Source organism: Bacillus velezensis, from assembly GCF_001461825.1.
GTDB lineage: Bacteria > Bacillota > Bacilli > Bacillales > Bacillaceae > Bacillus > Bacillus velezensis.
The window spans coordinates 79,526-104,387 of sequence record NZ_LLZC01000020.1; the positions used below are offsets into that span (position 1 = coordinate 79,526).

Annotated in this window: 21 protein-coding genes; 12 read left to right on the forward strand and 9 right to left on the reverse strand. The window is 47.6% G+C overall.

What is annotated here, in order from left to right; all coding sequences use genetic code 11:
• Positions 1 to 28: 28 nt before the first annotated feature.
• Both AR442_RS15415 and manA read right to left on the reverse strand, forming a co-directional pair.
• Positions 29 to 2,674: an N-acetylglucosaminidase gene (locus tag AR442_RS15415; protein WP_014419030.1), complete on the reverse strand. Its 2,646-nt coding sequence runs from the start codon at positions 2,672 to 2,674 to the stop codon at positions 29 to 31.
• A gap of 140 nt (positions 2,675 to 2,814) precedes the next feature.
• Positions 2,815 to 3,765: a mannose-6-phosphate isomerase, class I gene (gene manA, locus AR442_RS15420; protein ID WP_014419031.1), complete on the reverse strand. Its 951-nt coding sequence runs from the start codon at positions 3,763 to 3,765 to the stop codon at positions 2,815 to 2,817.
• A 217-nt stretch (positions 3,766 to 3,982) separates the two neighbouring features.
• On the opposite strand from manA, the gene gerBA reads away from it, so the two are divergent.
• From gerBA to AR442_RS15435, 3 genes are read left to right on the forward strand one after another with little or no spacing between them, the layout of a single operon-like run.
• Positions 3,983 to 5,434, forward strand: a complete 1,452-nt coding sequence (gene gerBA, locus AR442_RS15425) for a spore germination protein GerBA (RefSeq protein WP_014419032.1) — start codon at positions 3,983 to 3,985, stop codon at positions 5,432 to 5,434.
• A 5-nt stretch (positions 5,435 to 5,439) separates the two neighbouring features.
• Entirely contained in the window at positions 5,440 to 6,546 is a 1,107-nt protein-coding gene (locus AR442_RS15430) for a GerAB/ArcD/ProY family transporter (protein ID WP_014419033.1), read from the forward strand.
• Complete coding sequence (locus AR442_RS15435) at positions 6,543 to 7,673, forward strand: Ger(x)C family spore germination protein (protein ID WP_014419034.1); 1,131 nt, start codon at positions 6,543 to 6,545, stop codon at positions 7,671 to 7,673. Before AR442_RS15430 ends, AR442_RS15435 begins: the two co-directional genes overlap by 4 nt.
• Before the next feature lie 3 nt (positions 7,674 to 7,676).
• On the opposite strand, the gene AR442_RS15440 is transcribed toward AR442_RS15435, so the two are convergent.
• Together AR442_RS15440 and AR442_RS15445 are read right to left on the reverse strand one after the other, a co-directional pair.
• Positions 7,677 to 9,089, reverse strand: a complete 1,413-nt coding sequence (locus AR442_RS15440) for a glycosyltransferase (protein ID WP_079891280.1) — start codon at positions 9,087 to 9,089, stop codon at positions 7,677 to 7,679.
• A 93-nt stretch (positions 9,090 to 9,182) separates the two neighbouring features.
• On the reverse strand, positions 9,183 to 10,559 hold the full coding sequence (locus tag AR442_RS15445; RefSeq protein ID WP_053285361.1) for a sugar porter family MFS transporter: 1,377 nt from the start codon (positions 10,557 to 10,559) through the stop codon (positions 9,183 to 9,185).
• 304 nt (positions 10,560 to 10,863) lie between these two features.
• Here AR442_RS15445 and AR442_RS15450 point away from each other — a divergent pair, with 304 nt between their 5' ends.
• The 3 genes from AR442_RS15450 (at position 10,864) to AR442_RS15460 (ending at position 13,693) form a co-directional block, all read left to right on the forward strand.
• Positions 10,864 to 11,850, forward strand: coding sequence for an LCP family protein (locus AR442_RS15450; RefSeq protein ID WP_014419036.1), 987 nt, complete (start codon positions 10,864 to 10,866; stop codon positions 11,848 to 11,850).
• A gap of 154 nt (positions 11,851 to 12,004) precedes the next feature.
• Positions 12,005 to 12,862: a Cof-type HAD-IIB family hydrolase gene (locus AR442_RS15455; RefSeq protein WP_053285360.1), complete on the forward strand. Its 858-nt coding sequence runs from the start codon at positions 12,005 to 12,007 to the stop codon at positions 12,860 to 12,862.
• Between the two features lie 105 nt (positions 12,863 to 12,967).
• On the forward strand, positions 12,968 to 13,693 hold the full coding sequence (locus tag AR442_RS15460) for a sunset domain-containing protein (RefSeq protein WP_038461639.1): 726 nt from the start codon (positions 12,968 to 12,970) through the stop codon (positions 13,691 to 13,693).
• Positions 13,694 to 13,731: 38 nt separating this feature from the next.
• On the opposite strand, the gene AR442_RS15465 is transcribed toward AR442_RS15460, so the two are convergent.
• The 5 genes from AR442_RS15465 to pgsB all read right to left on the reverse strand — a co-directional run bounded on the left by AR442_RS15465 (position 13,732) and on the right by pgsB (position 18,099).
• Entirely contained in the window at positions 13,732 to 14,967 is a 1,236-nt protein-coding gene (locus AR442_RS15465; RefSeq protein WP_053285359.1) for a C40 family peptidase, read from the reverse strand.
• A 150-nt stretch (positions 14,968 to 15,117) separates the two neighbouring features.
• Positions 15,118 to 15,279, reverse strand: a complete 162-nt coding sequence (gene edmS / locus AR442_RS20370) for an extrachromosomal elements maintenance protein EdmS (protein WP_003151344.1) — start codon at positions 15,277 to 15,279, stop codon at positions 15,118 to 15,120.
• Positions 15,280 to 15,286: 7 nt separating this feature from the next.
• Positions 15,287 to 16,435 (reverse strand): CapA family protein, encoded by a 1,149-nt coding sequence (locus AR442_RS15470; RefSeq protein WP_017418784.1) that lies wholly within the window; start codon positions 16,433 to 16,435, stop codon positions 15,287 to 15,289.
• Positions 16,436 to 16,453: 18 nt separating this feature from the next.
• Entirely contained in the window at positions 16,454 to 16,903 is a 450-nt protein-coding gene (pgsC, locus tag AR442_RS15475; protein ID WP_003151340.1) for a poly-gamma-glutamate biosynthesis protein PgsC, read from the reverse strand.
• Between the two features lie 14 nt (positions 16,904 to 16,917).
• Positions 16,918 to 18,099 (reverse strand): poly-gamma-glutamate synthase PgsB, encoded by a 1,182-nt coding sequence (pgsB, locus tag AR442_RS15480; protein ID WP_003151337.1) that lies wholly within the window; start codon positions 18,097 to 18,099, stop codon positions 16,918 to 16,920.
• A gap of 731 nt (positions 18,100 to 18,830) precedes the next feature.
• Between pgsB and AR442_RS15485 the strand changes: the two genes are divergently transcribed.
• From AR442_RS15485 to rbsD, 6 genes are all read left to right on the forward strand, one after another.
• Positions 18,831 to 20,300 carry a spore germination protein gene (locus tag AR442_RS15485; RefSeq protein ID WP_014419041.1) on the forward strand — a complete coding sequence of 490 codons (1,470 nt, stop codon included), beginning with the start codon at positions 18,831 to 18,833 and terminating at the stop codon, positions 20,298 to 20,300.
• Positions 20,290 to 21,381: a GerAB/ArcD/ProY family transporter gene (locus AR442_RS15490; protein WP_012118599.1), complete on the forward strand. Its 1,092-nt coding sequence runs from the start codon at positions 20,290 to 20,292 to the stop codon at positions 21,379 to 21,381. Before AR442_RS15485 ends, AR442_RS15490 begins: the two co-directional genes overlap by 11 nt.
• The gene (locus tag AR442_RS15495; RefSeq protein WP_021494852.1) at positions 21,371 to 22,504 is read left to right on the forward strand and encodes a Ger(x)C family spore germination protein; all 1,134 of its coding nucleotides are present in this window, start codon (positions 21,371 to 21,373) and stop codon (positions 22,502 to 22,504) included. The genes AR442_RS15490 and AR442_RS15495 overlap by 11 nt, the downstream gene beginning before the upstream one ends.
• A gap of 92 nt (positions 22,505 to 22,596) precedes the next feature.
• Complete coding sequence (locus AR442_RS15500; RefSeq protein WP_053285358.1) at positions 22,597 to 23,586, forward strand: LacI family DNA-binding transcriptional regulator; 990 nt, start codon at positions 22,597 to 22,599, stop codon at positions 23,584 to 23,586.
• Positions 23,579 to 24,460 carry a ribokinase gene (gene rbsK, locus AR442_RS15505; RefSeq protein ID WP_021494850.1) on the forward strand — a complete coding sequence of 294 codons (882 nt, stop codon included), beginning with the start codon at positions 23,579 to 23,581 and terminating at the stop codon, positions 24,458 to 24,460. The genes AR442_RS15500 and rbsK overlap by 8 nt, the downstream gene beginning before the upstream one ends.
• A complete protein-coding gene (gene rbsD / locus AR442_RS15510) occupies positions 24,457 to 24,852 on the forward strand; it encodes a D-ribose pyranase (RefSeq protein WP_053285357.1) in 396 nt (131 codons plus the stop codon). Before rbsK ends, rbsD begins: the two co-directional genes overlap by 4 nt.
• The last annotated feature ends 10 nt before the right edge of the window (positions 24,853 to 24,862 follow it).

Here is a 24,862-nt window from a genome sequence, read left to right on the forward strand (position 1 = left end):
GGCTGAAGCATACACTTCAGCCCTTTTTTTATACTTTCATATACACGGGAACATCATAGTAAAGCGTATAGTCATCCAGCAGTGAGTATAAGCCGTACATGCGGTTTACCTGCTTATACGCCCAGCCGATGTCTGTCGCATACTGATGGGCCGCGGCTGGAGACCATCTCATTTTATACAGCGTATCCTGCTCGTATGAAGGATTGTGAATATAAGACGCACCGATAAATTGGGCTCCGCCGATAATCGCGGCTTCCGGAGTAAACCAGCCTTGATTATACGCGTATTGTGCGCCGTAGTAATTCGGGTTGCTGTCATAAGCCCCGATGCCGTACATGTTGTAAACCTTTTTACCATTATACATAATGCCGTTCGCAAGCTCTGACGTGCCATTGCCCGTTTCAAGCAAAGCATGCGAAATCAAATACACTTCATTGATGCTGTATTTGCCGGCGGCTGTAATAAAGGCCTGGCCTTTCCCTGTCAGTATTCCTTTATTGACCAGCACTTTTTGATTCAGTTCCGATGCGTTCAGTCCGGCTGTCTGAGAAAGCTTCAGAAATTGAAAGTAATACTTGCTGTCTTGTGCGAAGTGAGCCGGATTGACATACTGCCCGACTTCGTCACTGCTGGCGTTTCTCCAGCCCATGCTGAGTTTGGCCCAGCCGTTTGTCTGGCCTGTGATGCTGACTTTATCGCCTTTTTTCAACTGCCCGATAATATTGCCGGAGCTGACTTCCGGGGTTGACCGGACGTTCAGGACGTCGGCTGTGACCGTTCCGGAGGCCGTATTGATGTACGTAAGCGATGCATAAGCCGCGGCATCAGTCTGCGGGCTGACTGTCATTTGTTTTTTGACCATATCTGCCAGCGAGATGTTGTAATTGGTATTCATGATTTGCGGTCCGTTTTTTATTTTCAAAATAGCCATCGTCCACCCGTACAGCTTTTTCAGCTTTTGGGAGGCGGCGTCCGCTGACTGCGCTCCCGTGAATTGATCGCGAATGCGGAGTTCATAAACCGGATGGCTTTCACTCGTATAGCCGGCCTGTAATTGTTTGGCGCTGAAAAAGCTCATGCTTTTATTTAAAACGGTTTTACTGCTGAATGTTTCGGTTTTGATGACGTACTGTGCAGACCCGGTTTTCCCCGTCTCCTTCACAGTGCCGGCCGCTTTGTTTTGCTTGAAAAAAGCAGTCACGCGGTCAATGTCTTCCTTTTTAAGCAGCGGTGCCGTTTCAATTCTGAATTGTGTATACGCCGCTTCACCTGTTTTCTGTGCGGAGGCGGATACTTTTTTCCCTTTGAAAAAGTCCAGCGAACGATTGATTTTTGCCGTATCCAGCAGTGATTCAGTTGTGACTTGGTACGTTGTGTCCGTCTGCTTGGATATCGTTTTTGTAATGGCAGTCAGTTTATATCCCGCCAGCAGATTCAATCCTTTTTTTATCTTCGACTGGTCTGCCGTCTGCTGAGAAAGCAGCTGATATTCGTTTTCTGCTGTTTTTCCCGCCGCTGTTCTTGCCGTCTTTACATGCTGCTGGCGGAAATACGCCTCCGCTTGATCTGCCTGCGCAGCGGTAAGCTGCCCTGCCGTGATCCGATAAACGGACACTGATGCTGTCTTTTTGACAGGCGATGCGTCGCAATGCCATTTTTTCTTTTTAAAGAAAGCTTGAACGCTTTTCAGCTGCTTAGCCGTCAGTCCGCTCATCCCGACCGTATAATTATTTTTCTTGCCGGCTTTTTGATAGCTTCCGCTGACACCCGTATTCTTCTTGATTTGGGTAATAGCATTTTGTACGGCGCTTACTCCGTTAAAATATCCTGACTGCACGTTGTACACGGTTGCTGTTTTGCTTTGGGCATACTTTTGAACGTTCCCTTTGACGCCCGTTTTCTGCTGCAGCTGTTTCGCTAAACCAGCCGCATCATTTGCATTTGAGATGTCAGAGGCTGTCACGGTGATATTCGGACTGGCCTTTGCCGTGACTTTCAGCGACGACTGCAATCCTGTTTCCTTTTGAAAATCAGTTTGGATTTGAGCGGCTTTTTGATCGCCGGAGATTGTTCCTGATTGGATCTGAAACCGGGCTGTTTCCCGTTTGATCTGACGGTATGACGCTTTCACGCCCGTCTGCTTCGTCAACGCTTGCGAGAGCGCTTTTGCGTCTGCTTCGGCCGCCATCTCAGCAGTCACGACCTGCATGTACGGCTGTTTTGTCCCCGCCGTCTTGACGGCGCCGGTCACGCTCGTTTTTTTCGTCAGTTCGGCAAGAAGATTTTTCGTCTGCCGCTCGTCTGATAGAACGCCTGATGTGACGGTCACGTACGGCTGTTTGCTTCCGCTTGCGCTGTAAGTGCCGGCCACACCCGTCTGCTTCGTAAAATCTTTCAGCACGGTTTTCGCATCCGTTTCATCGTGTAAGCCTGAAGCTGAGATTTGATAAGTGAGCGGCGTATTTCCGGCTTTCTTTGCGTCAGCCTGCCACCCCGTATCCTTTTTCAATTTCGCTGCCGCTTGAAGCGCCTCGTTCTCAGAACCAAATTGCTGCTTCGTTTCCAGCTCGTAAACGGAGTAGTCGCTGTATGCGGCCTCAGCGGGCTGTGCAAGGTTGCAAAAGACAAGGAAAACGGCGGACAATAACATAGGTGCAACGAATCTCTTTTTCATTCCTTCTCCTCTTTCTGATTCAATTGGTTTCTATCAAACTAGTTTATTTATCGGCCGGCCTTCTTCATTTTTACAGAGAGAAATCACCCAATTTTCCAAATAAAAAAAACTTAATCCCAGAGCTGGGATTAAGTTTGGTTTTATATATGAGAAACGATGATCGTGCAATCTCCGTTTATCGTAAAGTCAGGCATCTGATCCGGCAGTATGAAATGCGCGCCTTTTTCAAGCTTGGCGGACTTGCCTTCACAGATGATGGAGCCGCTTCCTTCTGTGACGCTGCACAGCATAAACGGAGCGTCCTGGGTCATTTCCGCCGTCCCGCTGATATCCCATTTGTATACAGAAAAATATTCTCCCTGCACAAAGGTTTTGATGGTGACGCCTTTTCTCGTTTCAGTTGATTCATCTAAAAATCCGTCCACATGAGGAACGGTCGCGGCGTTGACGGCATCGCGGATATGCAGATCACGCGTCCCGCCGTTCTGATCTGTACGCCCGTAATCATATATCCGGTAGGCGGCCTCTGAATTCTGCTGTGTTTCAAGCACGAGCGCCCCCGCGCAAATGGCATGGATGGTTCCGCTCGGCACATAATAAAAATCGCCGGGTTTGATCTTCACGCGGCGCAGCAGGCCTTCCCAGTCACCGCTGTTAATCATGGTGACAAGTTCCGCTTTCGAACGGGCCGTGTGACCGTATATGATTTCCGCATTTTCTTTACAGTCAATAATGTACCAGCACTCAGATTTCCCCGTTTCGCCCAGTCCATGCTCCTCGGCGTCATAATCGTCAGGATGGACTTTAACAGACTGATGATGTTTGACGTCCAGTATTTTCGTCAGCAGCGGAAAACGGTCCCCTTCCGTTCCGCCGAATAATTCTCTATGCTGATCCCACAGTTCCATCAAGGTTTTCCCTTGATACGGACCGCTTTTGACCGTGCTCATTCCGTGCGGATGGGCTGATATCGCCCAGCATTCGCCGGTTGTTTCTGAAGGTATGTCGTATCCGAATCGTTCGCGTAATAACGTGCCGCCCCATAGTTTTTCTTTACATACAGGCTGTAAAAAAATCGGCTCTTGCGTCATGTTCGTTCCCCTCCCCTTAAAAAGCGGCTCATATCCCATTCCCCCTGTGTCTTTTTTAAAACACGGAGGGAGCCGCGGTTAAAAACAATATGTATAAAATGGCTGACCTGCTCATTATACCATTCGGATGGGGCGGAATGCTCAGTCATTTCCTATTCCAGAATAAAATGCCTTGTTTGTTGCAAATTAAAATAACTGATGGAAAGGGGGGAACATTATGACGATACATGCGGAGCTCGGCAAAAACCTTGAAGCGCTGAAAAAACGGTTCGGCCAAAGCGATGACATGATGTTTTATTCGTTTACGTACGGAAACGGCAAATGTGACGCCTGTCTTATATATATAGACGGACTGACCGACAATCAATTGCTTGCGGAATATATTATTTCGCCCGTGCAGGCGGCCGCCCGGCATCAAGAGGAGCCGGCTGAAACAACGCCGTCATCCATCTCTTTCGGCTATCGTCACACCCGGCTTTCTTCACTTAAGGACGCGGAGGCAGACATTTTCTCCGGCAAATCGGTTTTGTTGGCGGAGGGATGGGAGGAAGCCCTTTCGTTTGAGACGGAAACATTTAAAATGCGTGATATTGAAGAACCGGCTTCAGAAGTGCTTGAACGGGGGCCGAGGATAGGTTTTGTCGAAAAGCTCCGAACGAACACGGCGCTGTTGCGCGAGCAGTCCGGTGATCCCAACCTCCAGATCAAAGAGATCACACTCGGCGAACGGACAAAAAAGCGGATCGCCGTTGCCTACATTCGGGATATCGCGCCTGATGATGTTGTAAAAGAAGTGATGAAAAGACTGGATTCGATCACCATTGATGACATTCCGGAATCAGGAGCGATTGAACAGCTTATTGAAGATAACACGTATTCCATTTTTCCGACCGTCTTGACGACCGAACGGCCAGACCGGGTTATGGGCGCTCTTTTGGAAGGAAGGGTCTCCATTCTTGTAGACGGAACGCCTTTTACCCTTTTGGTGCCGGCGACCATTGATGAATTTATCCACTCACCGGACGATTATAATCAGCGGTGGGTTCCGGTTACCTTTCTCAGGCTGCTTCGGTACACATGCATTTTAATCACGATTTATTTACCCGGCCTTTACATATCGCTCGTTACGTTTCACACGGGGCTTTTGCCGACGAGAATGGCGGTTACGATTGCCGGGAGCAGATTGAATGTCCCGTTCCCTCCTTTTGTTGAAGCGTTCATCATGATTTTTACGATCGAGATGATCAGAGAAGCCGGACTCAGGCTGCCGAAGCCGATCGGACAGACGATCGGCCTGATCGGGGGCGTGGTGATCGGGCAGGCGGCCGTTCAGGCGAATATTGTCAGCGCGATGATGGTCATTGTCGTATCCGTTACGGCATTGGCTTCTTTTACGGCGCCCTCCTATGCGTTCAATTTTCCGCTGAGGCTCATCCGTATTTTTTCGATGATTTTGTCGGCGATATTAGGTTTATACGGACTGATCATGTGTTATCTGCTTGTCGTCGGCCATCTGATGCGTCTGAAAAGCTTCGGTCAGGACTATCTTATTCCGATCATGGCGCAGCCTGGCCAAGACTTAAAAGATACGATCGTCAGACTGCCGACGCCTCTTTTGAAAAAACGGCCGACTAGAAAAGAGACGAAAGATAAAATCAAGCAAAGGTGATCCCCATGAAAAAACCGGAAGACAAGCTGTCGTTTATGCAGACACTTCTCATGGTAAGCGGAACAATGATCGGAGCGGGCGTGTTAACACTGCCTCGCTCCGCCGCAACAGCGGACAGTCCGAGCGGATGGATCATTATTCTTGTGCAGGGTGTCGTGTTTATCGGCATCGTCCTGCTCTTTATGCCGTTTTTGCAGAAAAACAGCGGGGAAACCATATATGAGCTGAATCAAAGCATCATGGGACGCGCCATCGGTTCTCTTCTGAATTTATTCATCAGCTGTTATTTTGTCGTCACCGTCTGTTTTCAAGCCCGTTTTCTAGGTGAAGTCATCAATTACTTTTTACTGAAAAATACGCCGATGGGTGTCGTCATATTCATCTTTCTGGCGGTCGGCATCTACCATGTGACCGGCGGGGTCTATCCCATTTCAAAGCTTTATGCCTATCTGTTCCCGGTTACGATCGTCATTTTGATTATGCTGCTTATATTCAGCCTGAGACTGTTTAAGCTGGATTTCGTCCGCCCGGTCATGGAAGGAGGCTACAAAAGCTTTTTTGAGATGTTTCCGCGGACCCTTTTGTATTTTTCAGGACTTGAGGTGATTCTGTATCTGGTGCCGTTTATGAAAAATCCGAAGCAGGCGAAAAAGGCTGCTGTCTTCGGCATCGCCAGCGCAGGCTTATTTTACAGCGTTACGCTGCTTGTCGTCATCGGCTGTATGTCGGTCGCTGAAGCCAAAACGGTGACGTATCCGACCATTTCCCTGATTCACGCCTTAGAAATCCGGGGTATTTTCATTGAGCGGTTTGATATCTTTCTTTTAATCACGTGGACATGCCAGCAGTTTACCTGTATGCTCGGCTCTTTTAAAGGGGCGCATATCGGATTAAACACCATTTTCAGACTGAAAAATAAAAACAATGCCTGGCTGATGGGGAGCTTATTGGCAGTGACATTCGGCCTTTCGATGTACCCCGATGATATCAACAGCGTGTTTGCATTCGCGAATATTCTCGGGTATACGTTTTTTGCCGTCATTATGATTCCTTTTCTCATCTGGTTTGTCAGCTGGATGAAAAAAATAGCCGGGAGGAAACAGACGTCATGACACTTTTCATAAAATGGGCGGCGGCGCTTTTCATACTGATGACGCTTTCAGGATGCTGGGACGCGAAGGAAGTCGAAAAGCTATCTTTCGCCCGGGGACTGGCGATAGACGAGACGAGTGACCGCCGATATAAATTAACCTATCAAAACCTGCTGCCCCAAAGTGAAAACAGCCAGGCTTCCGGCCGGCCCGTGTTTGTCAATGTGACGACGCGGGGGGATACCATTCTTGAAGCCGTCAGTGAAGTCGCTTTAAAAGATCCGCCCGTTTACAGCGATCACTTAAAAGTGCTGATATTCAGCGACAAATTGCTGGCCGACCAAAATATACTGCAGATGATGAATCATTTTATCCGCGATGATGAATTAAGGAGGAGCAGCTATCTCTTCGCGGTAAGAGGAAAAGCGTCCGATATTCTGACGGAGCCGACGCCGAATCAGCAGCAGCCCATGCCCGCGGAAAAGCTGATCGACCTTACGAACAACGGAAACTACAACGGGAAGATTTTACAACCGCTCCGAATCGGGAGAGCTTCAATTTACTGCCATAATAAACGCAGTTTTCTCATTCAGGCCGTCAGCAATCAAAAAGGAAAAACGGTGTATGACGGAGCGGCCATTATCAAAAACGCAAAACAAAACAGATTGGCGGGCTTTCTGTCACCATACGAAATACAGAGCCTGAATTGGCTCATGGGGACGATACGGGGCGGCGTGCTGCCCGCTTTGGATAAAGGGGGGCACCCGATTACCTTCGAGATCAAAAAATCAACATCCGCCATCACTCCCAGGCTGAAAAACGGGAAGCTGTCATTTCATGTAGCGGTAAAAACAAAAGGACTTTTGTCAGAGGATCAATATGCCGGAGAAGATTCATTCGATCAGCACTATTTAAACGGGCTGGAAAAGATTTTCGAAAAAAAACTGAAAAGCGATGTGAAAGAAGTCATCGATAAGCTGCAGAATCAATATGAAACGGACCCTGTCTTCTTTTCTGACAGAGTCCGCATTCAATATCCCGACTATTGGAAGAAAGTAAAGCATCATTGGGATGAGACCTTCTCCGAAGCGGCCTTTGACTATGATGTTTCCATTCAGATTACCAACTTCGGAACGATGGGACGGTAGCCTTCAGCGTGTTTTTTCGACACGGAGGAGAATTTGATAAATCCGGCTTTGTTCGGGCAGCTGTGTCACCGGAAATTGCATCGATTGCGCCATTCGTGTGATTTCCTGTAAAAACAGCTGCACCCGCTCATCCACGTGAACATACGTATAGGACTGCTTTTTCACAGCAAATGTCTCTTCCGGAAAGAGCGTGCGCACCGTCTGCGGCGTAAAAAACCGCAAGTGGGTGCGGTCGAGAATGCCGGCGTCTCTGTATGTCCAGTCACCGAGCAGAAGCGGGAACAGCGCTTCGGCGTGGGAAATATTCGGAATGCTGCAAACGATTGATCCGGCAGGCGACAAATAGGATGAGTACGTTTCAATGACGCGCCACGGGTCTTTTAAGTGCTCAAGGATGTCCGCGAAAATGATGCAATCAAAAAAGCCTTCCGGATAAGGAAGCTTCACTTCTTCGACATCTTCCTGCAGCACCGCTTCATAGTGTCCTTTTGCCGCTTGCGCCGCCAGCGGGTGCAGTTCTATTCCGTACAGTTCGCAAGGCTGTCTGTTTTGTAGTTCCAGCCCCGTAGCCCCCGCGCCGCAGCCGACATCAAGTATCCGTTTCGCCTCCCGGGGAACGAGCTCCGCAATTTCCGGTCTCGGATGAGTAAAGTACGTAAAATCAGTGCCCCATTTTTTCGTAAAACGCTGGCGGTTCTCCGAATATAACTGATTGATATTGATATCCTGATTAGCCGTAAACGTCGCGTGCCCGTGGTGATGCACAAAGGCATCGAGGGCGATGTGCAGGCTGTAGCCTTTTTGCAGGGCTCGCAGACATAGGTCATCATCTTCAAAAGAACCGTATCCGAATTGCTCATCGAACGGGCCGATGTCTTCAATGACGCTTTTTTTCACCAGAAGACAGAAGCCGACAAGGCGCAGCACCCGCTTTGTATGATGCTTTTCCCGTGCGCAATACGCCTCCGCGAATGACTCCAGCTCATCAAGCGATTGATACGCGTCATGGATCATTTGCGCGCCGCTGACATAATTGCTGACGGGCCCGACCATACCGGCTTTTTCAGAATGATACAGCACCCTCAGCATGGAGGTGAGCCAATTTTTCGTGACCATCGTATCGTTGTTCAGAAACAGCAGATTTTCTCCCCCTGCCGCTTCGATACCCTGGTTGCACCCTTTGGCGAACCCGAGGTTTTTTTCATTTAGGATGACTTTGACGTCAGGCAGATTTGATATGTATTCTCTCGTTCCGTCTGAGGAACCGTTGTCAACTATAATCAGTTCAATCTTATCTTTGTCGGTGTATCGTTCAATGCTGGCCAGACATTTTTTCGTCAGCTCAAGTTCATTATATGTAAGGATAATAATACTCGTTTTCACCGGCATCCCCGCCTTTATCGTGACTTTATACAACGTATGACATATCCCCGTCATTTATGTGACCGGGCGCCCGCTCGGCATCCGTTTTGAGGGGCCGGTGAATAACCGCCCCCCTAAAACTGAATATTACGGATGAACTGTCCGCCGATTTGATTCTGATCCCGAGCCTCCGTTACGGCTTTTCAGATCCTGCTCAATTTCTTCAAGGCTTTTCCCCTTCGTCTCGGTCACTTTAAACCGGACGAACAGGAATGCCAGTATCCCGATCGCGGCATAAATGAGAAATAAATAGCTGATGCCGACTGCTTCCATTAACATCGGATAGGTTAATGAGACAATCAATGTTCCGGCATGCAGCATCAAAGTGGAGACACCCGTCCCGATACCCCGGACATGCAGCGGGAATAATTCAGGAAGCATGACCCACACGGCAGGCCCCCAGCTGACCGCAAACACAATGATAAACAGGCCTAAACAAATCACCGTTGTCCATGATGCGGCTGCTGAATGTTCAAAGAAGAGATTGACCGCGGCCAATACGAGCAGACTGATGACCATGCCCGCATTTCCGGCCAGCAGCAGCGGCTTCCGGCCGATCTTATCAATGACTTTAATAGCCGCAAGCGTCATGATGACATTGACGGCGCCGATTCCGACCGTTCCCAATATAGACGCGGAATTGCCGAACCCGACACTGGTAAATGTTTTCGGGGCGTAATAAATAATTGTATTTGTCCCGATGAATTGCTGCAAAAAGGCAAGTCCGAGGCCGGCAATCAGCGCGGGTCTCACCCACGGCTCAAACAATTCTTTCAAGCCGCCTTCGTTTTCCTTTTCCGCTTCTTTCATCTGATCAATCTCATCATCAATATTCTTCGTTCCCCGCAATGATGAAAGGATTTCTCTTGCTTTCTCTTCTCTGCCGATCGTAAACAGCCAGCGCGGGCTTTCCGGCATAAATAAGATTCCGATCAGCAGAATGACTGACGGCACAACCGCAAGTCCAAGCATCCAGCGCCAAGCGCCTGCATCGGCAAATATATAGTTCACGATATAAGAAACGAGGATTCCGACCGTAATCATCAGCTGATTCAGCGAAGAAAGCGCCCCCCGTTTATGCTTCGGAGCCAGCTCCGATAAATAGAGCGGAACGATCGTTGTAGATGTTCCGACAGCCAGTCCGAGAATGATCCGGAAAAGAACCATCACCTCTGTATTCGGGGCAAAAGCGACTCCTAAACCGCCTATACAAAACAGCAGCGCCGCTCCCATGATGGCCTTCCGCCTGCCGAACCGGTCGGTCAGTTTGCCGGCGAATCCCGATCCGAGAATCGCCCCCGCCAATAACGAACTGACGACGAGGCCTTCTGTAAAGGCGTTCAGTCCCAGTTCTTTTTTCATAAATAAAATAGCTCCGGAAATGACTCCGGTATCATATCCGTATAACGCGCCGCCGAGTGCGCCGAAAAAATAGAGCCATTTATTCGAGTGTATGCTTTTCATGTTATTTAGACTCCCTTCATCCAACGCTGTATCCGCGCGGAATTGTTCTACTGCTTCTTTTGCCTGTTTCCGTCCGTTTCAAACCTTCCGCACCGTTAATATCCATTATTTTACTAACTATTTTTTACAAAGCGACGAAACATTTCCCGCTTCCTGCCGTCCAATATAATGTGAACCTGATGCAAAAATAACAGTAGATGTTGTCGAAATAGAGAGAAAGATTTGGAATTTTCTCATTTGAAGAGTTGCTCCAAGTCAACAATTATGGTACGCTTCACAAAGAATAGAAACGAGAGGTAATGATATGGAAGAACGATCTCAACGCAGAAAAAAGAAAAGACGCCTCAGAAAATGGGTGAAATTTGTACTGGTATTCGCCGCTTTCTTATTGGTGATCGCCGGTTCCGTCGGCACCTACGCATTTGTGAAATTGAATAATGCGACCAAAGAAGCGCACGTCAGCCTTGACCGCGGCGACCAGTCCGTAAAACGGATCAAAGAATTTGACCCGAAGAAGGATTCTTTCACCGTATTGCTTTTAGGAATAGACGCCCGTGACAGTAAGGGCGAATCAGTAGATGACGCAAGAAGTGACGCCAACGTGCTCGTCACCTTCAACCGGAAAAAGAAAACAGCGACGATGCTCAGCATTCCGCGGGATTCCTATGTCAACATCCCGGGACACGGCTATGACAAATTCGCGCACGCACATGCTTACGGCGGTTATAATTTAACTTATAAAACAGTAGAAAACATGCTTGATATTCCGGTAGATTATGTGGTTGAGAGCAACTTCGACGCGTTCCGCGATGTCGTCAATGAGTTGAATGGCGTCACGGTAAATGTGAAAAGCCAGAAAATTGCCGATCGTATTAAAGTCGATACAAAAGGAAAAGTCGTGCTGAAGCCGGGCGTCCAGACGCTTGACGGTGAGCAGGCGCTGGCTTATGTAAGAACACGCAAAGCGGACACCGATCTGATGCGCGGACAAAGACAGATGGAAGTGCTGAGCGCCATTATTAAAAAATCTAAATCGTTAAGCTCGATCCCATCTTATGACGATATCGTCGACAGCTTAGGGAAAAACTTAAAAATGAACTTATCTCTTAATGACGCCATCGGTCTGTTCCCGTTTATCACATCGCTGAAATCGGTGGATTCTTTGCAGCTGACAGGTTCAGACAGCTATATTTACACTCCTCAGTACGGCAAAAATATTTATTACTTCAAGCTGAATGAGGAAAACCTTCAAGAAGTGAAAACGAAATTAAAAAATGATTTAAACGCGTAAGATGTCACGGCGGGGTTAGCAAATCCCGCCGTTTTTCTGTTGAAAAAAAGGACATGAAGGTATAGCCTTTTAACTGACGGCTTTCTGCTGATTTCGCACAAAGCTGAACATACTACATGAAGCAGCTTTATTTTTAAGGAGGGCATCCATACATATGAAATTGATAGCCATTGACTTAGACGGCACATTACTGAACTCGGACAGTGTGATTTCTCCGGAAAACAGAGCGGCTTTACAAAGAGCGGATGAAGCGGGCATTCTCGTGGCCATCTGCACGGGCAGAGCCACATTTGATGTAAAAGCGCTCTTAAAGGATTTGGATATTCCGATCATTGCGGCAAACGGCGGGACAGTCCATGACAAAGGATACCGCCTCGTCAGCCGGCTCTTAATGGATCAGCAGGCCGGGAAGGATATCGCCGCTTATTTAACGGACAACAACATTTACTTTGAGGTCTATACAGATGATCATCTGCTGTCCCCGTTTGACGGCGAGTCCAAACTGCAGGCAGAACTGGACATTCTGAAAAGCGCCAATCCCAAGGAAGATATTCGGACATTATGGGAGGGCGCAAAGACGCAGTTCAAACAATTCGGCATTAAACCCGTGCAGGATATACAGGCGATTTTTAACGGAGACGAACATGTTTACAAGCTTCTTTGTTTCTCTTTTGATATGGAAAAACTGAGAAACGCCAAAGAAGAAATTACACATCATCCGAAATTATCCCAGACATCTTCCGGGAAACACATTATCGAAATCCTCCCTGCCGGTTCCGGAAAGGGACGTGCTCTGACGGAGCTTGCCTCACTGTACGGAATTGAAAAACAGGATATTTACGCCATCGGCGACAGCCCGAATGATTTCTCCATGTTTGAAGCGGCGGGAAACCGCATCGCAATGGGCAATGCGATTGATGAACTGAAGGAAAAAAGCACGTATATTACAAAAAGCAACGATGAAAACGGCGTCGCATATTTCATCAACCGGCTTCTCGACAACGAGCAATAAAAGGCAAAAGCCAGGTCTTTCACGGCCTGGTTTTTCATGTTTCCCAAAAAAGGAATTCCCAAAAATGAAAATAAATTGTAAGATAAAGAAAAAAGGAGTTTCATGATGTCGAATGCAATCGCTATTATAGGATGTTTAGCTTTTCTCTGCGCAGTCGGATACGGAATATTCCATCTCATATGCAAAGCGGCAAAAAAAGACAAACATTTTTCAAAAAAGCTGTTTTGGCCCCTTCTCATCGGCGGATTTATCCTGCTTCTGACCGGCGCCTCCCTCGCAGAGCCGGACGCCTCGGCCGTGAAGGCAGAGGAGAAATACAGCACCCTTGATACCGCTTATCAAAAATTGACGAAGGAACACCAGGCGCTTGAGAAAAAATATGAAAACATCAGTGCCGCGGCCGAAAAGGAGAAATCCGAAGCCGAAGCCGGCAATGAAGAAAAACTCAGCAAACTCAGCCAAGAGATAAGCGAGCTGAAAAAAACAAACAAATCACTCAAACAAGACAATGAGAAATTAAAAAATTCACAAAAGAAGCTCGAAAAGACCGCTGAAACGCTTCAGTCAGAAAATAAATCTTTAAAGCGGCAGAAAGCAGAAACAAAAACATCCGAAAACGCGGAAACGGCGCAAAACAACGCCCCTTCCTCCGGCGGACATGCCGAGACGAAAGCAGCCGGCACCTCACAGGGATGCGACATTAAAGGCAGCCGGAACGGCATTTATCACACGCCGGGAAGTACATACTACGACCGGACGACAGATCCCGCGGAAATGTTCTGTTCCGTAGAGGATGCGGTAGCGGCCGGATACAGAGCGCCGAAACGGTAAAAGAAAAAGACGTCAGAGACACTCTCTGACGTCTTTTTTTACGGGAGCCGGATGCTGCCCGCATATTTGTCCTTCCAATAAGCGCTTGTGTTCATATTTGTTATGGTAACGCCTGCGGACACGGTGACATGAATCACTTGTCCGTTCCCGATATAAATGGCCGGATTCAGGCTTTCCGCTTTAAAGAAGACCAGATCGCCGGGCTTCAGATCTTGTTTATCGACCGGAACGCCCGCCTGCATCTGCTTGTCCGCATAACGCGGCAGGCTGATTCCTTTCGCTTTTTGATAGATGTATTGAACAAATCCCGCCGTATCAAAGCCGGTTTCCGGTGAAACGCCGCCTTTCAGATAAGAAATTCCGATATGATCGGCCGCTGTGGACACAACGGGATTTTCTTTAGAAATGGCTAAATTGCTGAATCGGCGCACCCCCGTAAAATGTTTTTTCCAATAATCTTCCGACAAGTAAGAAATGGTGACTTTTGCGGAGCGGCTTGCTTGGATGAACCTTCCCTCTCCCGCATAAATGCCCGCATGGGAAATTCCTTTTTTATACGTGTCGCTGAAATAAATCACGTCCCCGGGCTTTATGCCGCTCAGTTTGATTTTCTCACCGACCAGCCACTGCTGTTCCGCAGATCTCGGCAGGTAAATGTGAAGCTTGTTTTCAAAAACATATTGAACCAGCCCCGAACAGTCGAATCCCTCCTCGGGCGTGCTTCCGCCGAATACATACGGAATGTCGAGGTAAAGGGCTGCCTCCTGAACGATCGGATCATCAGCCAGTTCCGGATCTTTTGTAATCCGCTTTGCGCCAAGATATAAATTCATCCAATAACTGCTTTTTTGAAAGCGTGTGACGGTTACGCCTTCAGACGGAGAACTGTGTATCATCTCTCCGTTTCCGATATAAAGACCGTCATGGACGGGCGCGTTTTGTGTTGAATCCGACTTTTTGAAAAACACAAGATCTCCCGGTAAAAGGTCATTTTCTTTGACGGCGGTTCCAATCTTCCATTGATCACTGACCGTTCTCGGCAGATGGATGTTCTGCCTGCTGAAAAGATAATGGATCAATCCGGACGGATCAAAACCGTCCTCAGGCTCTTCGCCTCCGTAAACATATTTATTTCCGACAAGTTTTTGCGCGTCTGAAACGATCAGGACAGAAACTTGAGAATCCGCTTCAGCAATTTCCGTTCTCGTTACTGCGGGTGCCACAAGACAAATCATAAGGCCGGCAAGGATGTACTTCCTCCAGCTTGTGAGCATGTTTTCTATTCACTCTCCTTATTTTTGGTAGTTTTTACATCGGTAACTTTTAACAAATGTTTAGGAGAGTACACAAAAAAAGAATGCCCGATATGGGCATTCTTTACTGGATTCGGAACAAACACTATGCCGGCAAGCGGAATCATGCGCTTATTTTGCGCCCGCTGTGTCCTCTTGCTGAATTTTTTGCATTTCCGTGTCAATTTTTTGTTTTTCCTGATCTGTGAGCTGATCATTGTATTTAAACGCTGACATAAACATAAAGACCATAATGATCGCGGCAAACGGCCATCCCGCTTTAATGATTTTCATTTGTTTTTCACTCCGCTTTCTTTTTTAAGATATCGCTGTGATCCACATCAAACGTTAATTTTCCATCCTTGACGCTCCACTTGAAATTCGATTCTTTCGTCAGTTCACGTACGATCGTTTTATGATTGATGCTGCCTTTTTTAACCGGTGCAGGCGTTGCTTCATGAATATTCATCGGCGTGACTTCAAAGCGTCCCGTGCCGTTTTTCTGCAGATGATATTGAACAAGCGCCGTGTCTCTCGTTCTTGTCCACCCCTGGTCGAATACGAAGTTGCCCAGGCTGTAGAAAATAACGGTGCCGTGGTACATTTCGATCGGTTCTAGCACATGCGGATGGTGTCCGACGATAATATCCGCTCCGGCATCTGACATTGCTCTTGCCAATTGGCGCTGTCTGTCATTCGGATCATTATCGTATTCCTGTCCCCAGTGTGTTTGAACAATGACAAGATCGGCTTTCTTTTTGGCTTTAGAAATCATCGGAATAAACAGCTCTGGATCGGCCGGAAGCACACCCGGCGCATTTCGTTTCGCTGCAAAGCCTTTTCCGGAAACATCAGTGAAACCCAGTGTTGCGATTTTGATTCCGTTTACATCTTGATACGAAATGTTCTGCTCGGCTTCCTTCAGCGTGAGGCCCGCGCCGACAAGTTCAAGATTTTGCTTTGAAAACTCTTCAACCGTATCCCGCATTCCTTGAGGGCCGTAATCCATCGCATGGTTGTTGGCTGCCGTGAGAACGGTGAAATTCATGTCCTTCAATACTTTTACGGCATCTTTGTTTGACTGAAGGTGGATATTTTTTTCTGCTTCTTTGTAGTTCTTTTTATATGTAACCGGGTTTTCAAAGTTCCCCGACACATAGTCGGATGCTTCGAAGAATGGCTTTGCGTAACGGAAGACACTCTCCGTGCCTTTATGCTTTGTCACTTTCTCGACATTCCGGCCCATCATAATATCTCCGACGAATGAGGCTGATACAAGGTCATCGGCATTTCTTTTCACACTCGGCGTTTCCGCCTTCCCTGTCAGGATGCAGACGAACATCAGGCAAAAGACGATCGGCAGCGCGATAAAAACGTGAAGATTGGTCTTCTTTTTCTGCTGTTTGGTCAGCTTCAGCAGTTTTTCTTGAAAGCTTAATTGTTTTTTCATCGTTTGACACACCTTACATTAGATTAAGTAGTAAGCAAACATAATGGCAAAAGTTGCGCCGCTTAAGAACAGCGTGCTGGCAAATGTAATCGTTAATCCCTGTTTCTGAATGGTATTGGCGATCAGACCCGGTACGATGATACCGATTCCGCGGAATTCTGATATCTCAAACGGTACGATCGGGTAAAGGAAATCAAGGGCGATTTTTAAGCAGATTCCCGTTATCAGCATAGCTGCGAACTTTCTGCGTCCGTACAAAATCATAAATCTGGATAAACCGTATTTGACGATCACGTATGTAAGAAGACTCACTAACAATACGAGTAAAATAAAGACCGGCTGGTTAAAAACGAGCCCTAAATAACCCGGCACGACTAAACCGGCAGGTACGATACCTGTTTTTTCCGCGAAAATTAAACTGATTAACACGCCTAAAATAAGTGAGATGTATAAATCTGATCCGAACATTTATCCTTTTCCTCCTAGCTAACGAGCTGTTTCACCTTATACTCTTGAATTTTTTCAATTAATGGTTCCGCTGAACCGTGGATATTGCCGACGCCATATATGACACGGTTTTGCATTCTTGTTTTCAGCACGTCCATGATTTCGTCTGTTGATTTATATTCCAGATCGTGCAGTGTATCGGCAGGAATCTTGCCTTCTTCATAAGCTCTGACGATCGGTTCTGTCGTCTCGCCGATGAGTATGAGTTCCTTCGTTTTAATGTACGGAAGCACGTCGTTTGCGAACTGAATCGTTCTGTCCACACGGTCGGCGCGGCAGTTCATGATAACGATAGGTTCATCTGTCGGGTAGCCGATTTCCTTTACACGTTTCCATATATTCAAAGTAGAAGATGCATCATTTGCGGCAAAGCCGTTTACGAAATGACCGGGCTCCTTCGTGCTGAGCAGCGGCAGGATTCTCATGGCGCCAGGATCAGGCGGCGCATTCAGCATTCCTTTAAACGCCGTTTCTTCATCTATCCCAAGAGCCTGGGCAACGCCGAGCGCAAGGGAAGCGTTATCAGGAAAGACCATATATTCAAATTTTCGAAGGTATTCATCTGTAATTTTAGAGTTATCCGCAATAATGACCTCGGTATTCCGCTCTGCGGCTTTTTCTTTAAAGAAGTCTGTGTATTCACTGTCTGTAATGACAAGGTGACCGTTATACGGTATCGTCGCGGTAAAAGCTTCAGCGATTTCATCAAGCGTCGGCCCCATGACGTCCATATGGTCTTCAAGCACATTCACGATGACGCCGATGTTGGCTTGAAGGAGTTCTTCCTGAAAGATAATCTGATAATCCGGGTTTACCGCCATACATTCACTGACAATGGCATTGGCGCCCCGTTCTACGGTTTCCTTCATTACTTCTTTTTGCTCGCCGATATTCGGGCCCTGCGGTTTCCGTTTGATCGGTTTCTCCTCAGGTGTATCCCAATAGATCATCCTTGCATCTGTTCCCGTCGTCTTTCCGACTGTTTTGTAGCCCGCCTCCATCAGTATTCCGGTCGTCAGCCTTGTTACGGTTGACTTTCCGCGGATACCATTAATATTGACGCGTACTGGCAGAGCATCGATATTCTTCTGATGCCGCCTTTTTTCAATGATTCCGATGATTAGTACGGCAGCACAGGCTATAATGAGTAACCACATTGATTTTTGACATCTCCTTCTGTATTGATAAATTCATTCATCAGTATATAGCTTCACTATGAATTCTCAATCGGCATTATGTAACATAATCTTCCCGCTTTCACTGAGCCAAACTTCTCTATTAGTGACGCTATTCTTCCTATTATCGAATTGCTTTTTTTGGGAATAGGCAGGACTTCAACCTTACTTCAATTTTTCAAAAGAAAAATGAATGCGTTTACATTTCCGCGCAGAAATTCATTTGGACCAATGGAACTATTCGCGTTCCGGAAGAAAAAGATGTAATGATAATCCATCTTTTCCAGCCCGTTTGTATCAGCGTTTTTCGCACTGCGCATACGTTTCGGGACTCTCTGTCCGCTGTGTGCAGACTGCCTGTTTTGTTAAGGATAAGGTCTTAAAGTCATTCATTTTTCCCCCGTATCCTGCTTTCAGTCCCATTCCAAAATAACTAGCGGAATGACTGGTACATGACAGAAAAAGACGGGTCCGGAGTGTTTACAAGAAATACACATTTTATATGCGGAAAGCCTTTCTCCTTTTAAACCATTTACAGGACGTTTATCACTCTTTTGAAATAATTTTAATAAATCTTTATATTCGTTCAAGAAATATTCATCCATAATTGTGAAGTTCTTGGTAAAACATCGAGGAACTCCTCTATTTTATAAAATGCATAAAAAAGGAATACCCGCTGAAAACTACAGATAACCAGGAAAGGAGGCGGTCTGATGTCTGCGGATAAACAAAACAAACGGATTCCCGGCGATTTTGAATCGGCTGTACGGGAAATGCAGGAGCTGATGTGTGTTTGCGGTGATTTTAAAATACGAAGGATCAAACTGCAGAACCGTCATACCGCTTTCTTTTATATTGAACAGATGATAGAAGAACAGAAGCTGAATGAGTTTCTGTTAAGCGACACCCTGCAGAACGGCCCGCTTGAGGAAACGATGAATGCCGTCAGCAGTGCGGAAACGGATGAAACCAGAAAACTCATTGACGGGATTTTGGCAGGCCAGGTTGTTTTTCTCAGCGATGCATCGAGGAAAGCGAAGCTGTTTTCCGTCGGCCAGAATCCGCTGCGTTCCATTATGGAACCAGAATCTGAAAGTATCGTCCGCGGCGCCCATGACGGGTTTGTGGAAAGTTTGGAAACGAACATTCATCAGCTGCGGTTTCACATACAGGACCGCCATCTCTCCGTTCATTATATGGATATCGGGGAAAGAGCCAAATCAAAGGTTGCGGTTATCTTTGTTGAGAATATCGCCAATCCGGAGATTGTGGAGGAAGTGAAGCGGCGCCTGTCATACCTGCGTATAGACAGCGTGCTTGCGCCCGGGATTATCGAGGAATCAATAGAAGATAATTCGTTTTCCATTTTTCCGCAGATCATTCATACGGAACGGCCGGATAAAGCAAAAGCATGCGTGATGGAAGGCTGTGTGCTGATCATGATGGATGGGAGCCCGTCGGCTTTGATTGCGCCGATCACATTCTTTTCTTTTTTTCAATCGCCGGATGACTACAGCACGAGATGGATTTCCGCCAGTTTTTTAAGAGTGCTGAGATTTTTCGCCTTTATGATCGCGATTACGCTGCCCGCTTTTTATATCGCGCTGATTGCATTTCATTTTGAAGTCATTCCCAACGATCTGATTATCACCATGAAAAATTCGATTGTTGATATTCCCTTCCCTCCGCTGATAGAAGCCATGATTATGGAGATTACGATTGAACTGATCCGCGAAGCCGGTATCAGGCTGCCGAAACCGATCAGTCAGACGATCGGCATTGTCGGCGGTCTCGTGATCGGTGACGCAGTCGTTCAGGCGGGACTCATTTCTAATATGATGATCATCGTCGTAGCCGTTACGGCCGTTTCTTCTTTTGTGCTTCCTTCATATGAAATGAGCACGTCCATCCGAACGCTCAGATTTCCGCTTATGTTTCTGGCATCTTCGTTCGGTTTTATCGGCATCGCACTCGGCTTCGGGCTTATTCTGATGAACCTGTGCAAGCTTGAATCACTCGGCGTCCCTTACTTATCATCTCTGACGCCGTTTCATTTCAGCGACTTGAAGGATGCATTTATCCGGCTGCCGGCTTGGTTTATTAAAAGAAGGCCTTTTTATTTGAGACCGCAAGACTCAAAGCAGATAAAACATGTTCGGGGGTGGAGAAAAGATGAAGCCTAAAAAAATCAGCCCGCTTCAAGGCGTGTTTTTCATCAATCAGACGCAGATCAGCATCGGCATTTTGGCGCTGCCCCATTTACTGATGATGAAATCGGGAAGCAGCGGATGGATTTCCATTCTGCTTACCGGATTGCTCGTCCAGCTTACATTCAGCCTGTATATGATATTATTTCACCGGTTTCCGAAGCTGAACCTGTACGAAATGCTGGAGGAGGTATTCGGAACACTTGCCGGCAAAGGGGTGCAGGTGCTGTATATTTTATATTTCGCGTTTCTCTGCACGCTCATTCTTTCTGTATTTACACGGATATTGGATATCTGGGTGCTCCCGCAGACTCCGAATTGGGTGGTCAGCTTAATGCTGATCCTCGGTTCTGTCTATATCGCCCAAGCCCCGCTGAATGCGATCGCCAGGTTCAGCTTTATCTTAACGCCGTTTTTGCTGCTGATCTCTCTGCCGATTTTATACACGCTGGGAAAAGCCGATATCACATACATTATGCCGATTTTTCACGGAACCGCAAAAGACATGCTTACCGGGGTGCAGCAAACACTTGTCAGCATTACCGGCTTTCAGGCGGCGCTCGTGATCGGGCCCCTTATCAACTGCACCGTCAGCCAGCGCTACAAAATACTGACGATTTCAAACATCTTGATTATCCTTTATTACCTGTATATCACCCTTACTTGCTTTGTCACAATCAGCCCCGAAGAAATAAAAATGATCCCGGAGCCTGTGCTGTACCTGTTAAAAACCGTTTCATTCAGAATTATCGAACGGACGGATCTGCTCTTTTTGACGTTTTGGTTCGTGACCGTCTTTTCAACACTGGCCAACGTGTTTTACTTGGCAAGCACCGGCATCGCCAAGCTGTTCAATCAAAAAGACCACAGCCGGTTTGTTTATCCGCTGGCCCTGCTCGTCTTCCTTCTGTCTATTTGGGCCACAAGCACGGATAAAACGATACAGCAGCTTGATCAGTTTTTCCGCATTTCCGATATAGTGTTTGTGTATTTGTTTCCGTTGTTTATGGTATTGATTGTCCTTGTACGCAAAAAGGGTGTCCGCCATGCGCATTAAAAAAGCGGTTCTTATCAGTCTCATGTGCGCAAGCCTGACACTTGCGGGATGCTGGGATCAAAATTTGCTGAAAGATATTTCTCTCGTGCTGACCGCAAGCCTTGATGTTGATCATGACGGTAAAAATAAAATCGGCATCACCTATCGGAAGGTTCAGTCGTCCCAGGCGGAACAGGAAACGGGCGGCTCATTCATTACGACGGTGCTCAGCGCTTCCGGGCACACCATCCGTGAAGCGCGGTTTCAATTGGATAAGCTTGTCGATCAGCGCATTGACACGTCCAAGCAAAGAGTCTTATTAATCGGTGAGAAAATGGCGGAAAAACCGCTTTTTCCTTATCTCGATGTCTTTTACAGAGATCCGAAAAGCCCGCTTCTCGCTCATCCGGCGGTTGTAAAAGACGGCGAGGCGATTGAAGTGCTGAAGCTGATCGTCCGGCAGAAATTGATCGTCAGCAAGTACTTAACGAATTTATTAACAAGCGCTAATGCGGAATCAAATATCAGCATGGAAAATTTGCAATCCATCCGTTCAAGCATGCTGACGGCTGATAAGGATTTCGCCCTTCCTTATTTATCGATTAACGGACAGACGATAAAGGTAGAGGGTTCTGCCCTGTTCAGCGGCCAGCGGAAAGTGACTGAGGTGCTCGGTCAGGATTCGACCCTCCTGACCCTTTTAAGCGGGCAATTTAATAAATCGGCTAATATTAATCTGAAGCTGTGGGACAAATACAAAATGGATATTGAAAATTATCTTTCTCTCGGCATCACGGATGCCACGCGAAAGATTGTATTTATAGATACAGATCCGCAGCATATAAAAGTGAAAATCCGTTTAAAACTGAATGCACGCGTCTTGGAATATCCAAAGGACAAGCTGAATTCTTATACGGCAATCGACCAAATGAACAAACAAGCCTCAACAAATCTGAACGGGCAGGCCAGATCGGTGATCAGCCATATTCAGGAGCACAACTCGGATATCCTCGGCATCGGCCGGAACTATCAAACCCATTATTATGAGCGGGGCAAGCGGCTCAATTGGCGTGAGGTCTATCCTTCCATCGAGATCGTCCCTGATATCAAAGTGAATATCTCGCAAATCGGCATCGTGAACTAAAAGAGACCCCGGTCTCTTTTTTGTTGCCAACCGAAATGATTCGTGTTACTCTTTTTATGTAAACGGTTACATAAATGAAGGAGGAGTGTTTGTTGGCAACGATTAAAGATGTCGCAGGCGCTGCCGGCGTCTCTGTTGCCACGGTTTCGCGTGTCCTCAATGACAACGGCTACGTGCATGAAGATACACGAACGAAGGTCATGCTTGCCATGGAGAAGCTGAATTATTATCCGAATGAAGTTGCCCGCTCTCTTTATAAAAGAGAATCCAGACTGGTCGGGCTTTTGCTTCCGGATATTACGAATCCCTTTTTCCCTCAGCTTGCCCGCGGGGCTGAAGACGAGTTGCAGCGGGAAGGATACCGGCTGATCATCGGCAACAGCGATGAAGAATTGGAAAAAGAACTCGACTACCTGCAAACATTTAAACAAAATCAAGTTGCCGGTATTTTGGCGGCCACCCATTACCCCGACCTTCCCGAATACAGCGGCAGCCTTTACCCGGTCGTATTTCTGGACCGGACAAAAGAAGGCGCCCCAGCCGTATTCAGTGACGGGCGGGCAGGCGGAAAACGGGCGGCTGAGGAAATGCTTCGCGGCAAAAGCACAAGCATCACGCTTGTCAAAGGCCCAGCCCACCTTCCGACCGCTCAGGAACGTTTTAACGGCGCACTTGATGTGCTGCAAAAAGCGGGCGCGCAGTTCAATGTCATCTCTGCCGCTTCATTTTCCATCAAGGATGCCGCCATTTTAGCAGAAGAATTGTTTGCAGCATACCCAGAAACCGACGGAGTCATTGCCAGCAACGACATTGCGGCGGCTGCCGTCCTCCATGAGGCGCTGCGGCTCGGCAAAAAAGTTCCGGAGGAGATTCAGATCATCGGATACGACGATATTCCGCAGAGCAGGCTTTTGTTTCCGCCTCTTTCAACCATCCGCCAGCCTGCATATGAGATGGGAAAAAAAGCGGCAAACCTGCTGCTGCAATTGATAAAGAAAGAGCCGCCGAAAGAGACGGCCATTCAACTGCCCGTGACTTACATAAGAAGACAAACGACGAGAAAGGATGATCACCATGAGTGAAATTTGTGTTATCGGAAGCTGTTCTATGGATCTGGTCGTCACATCCGATCGGCGTCCGAAAGCCGGAGAAACCGTACTGGGCACAGACTTTCAAACTGTGCCCGGAGGAAAAGGCGCAAATCAGGCCGTAGCCGCTTCCCGCCTGGGCGCAAACGTATATATGGTAGGAAAAGCAGGCAATGACAGCTACGGAAAAGCGATTATTGAAAACCTGAAGGCAAACGGTGTCAATACGGACTATATGGAAACGGTTACACATAAAAAAAGCGGAACGGCTCATATTGTGCTCGCAGAAGGAGACAACAGCATCGTCGTCGTAAAAGGCGCAAACGATGACATCTCCCCCGATTATGCCAAAAGTGCGCTGGCAAAACTTCCCGGCATTGATATCGTGCTGATCCAGCAGGAGATTCCTGAAGAAACCGTTGAAGAAGTGTGCAGCTACTGCCGCGCGCAGCAAATTCCGGTTATCCTGAATCCCGCGCCGGCCCGGCCGCTGAAACAATCGACGATTGAGGATGCCGCATATCTTACGCCGAACGAACATGAAGCATCCATTTTATTTCCTGACCGGACGAAAGAAGAAGCGCTCGCCGGCTATCCCGGCAAATTGTTCATTACCGAAGGAAAACAAGGCGTGCGCTACTCAGACGGCACCGCGGAACGGCTTGTTCCCGCCTTCCCTGCAGAAGCGGTCGACACGACGGGAGCCGGCGATACCTTTAATGCGGCACTTGCCGTCGCACTCGCGGAAGGACGGGACATCGAGCAAGCGCTCCTGTTTGCCAACCGCGCCGCCTCCCTGTCCGTGCAGCACTTCGGCGCCCAAGGCGGGATGCCGGCCAGAAAAGAAGTTGAGGAGCTGCTGTCATGAAAAAACACGGAATGTTAAACAGCCACATTGCCAAAGTATTAGCCGATCTCGGGCATACAGACCTCATCGCGATCGCCGATGCAGGTCTCCCCGTCCCTGACGGCGTACCTAAAATTGATTTGTCCTTAACGGCGGGCGTTCCCGCCTTTCGGGACGTGACCGGCCTGGTAGCCGGGGAGATGGCAGTCGAAAAGGTGATAGCCGCTTCCGAGATCAAAGACGCAAATCCTGAGAATGCAAGTTTCATAGAAAGCCATTTCTCAGCGCAGACGATCGAGTACATCTCCCACGAGGAATTCAAACGGCTCACACAGAAAGCAAAAGCCGTCATCCGAACGGGTGAAATGACTCCATACGCCAACTGCATCCTGCAGGCGGGTGTGATTTTCTAGAAAGAAGGGA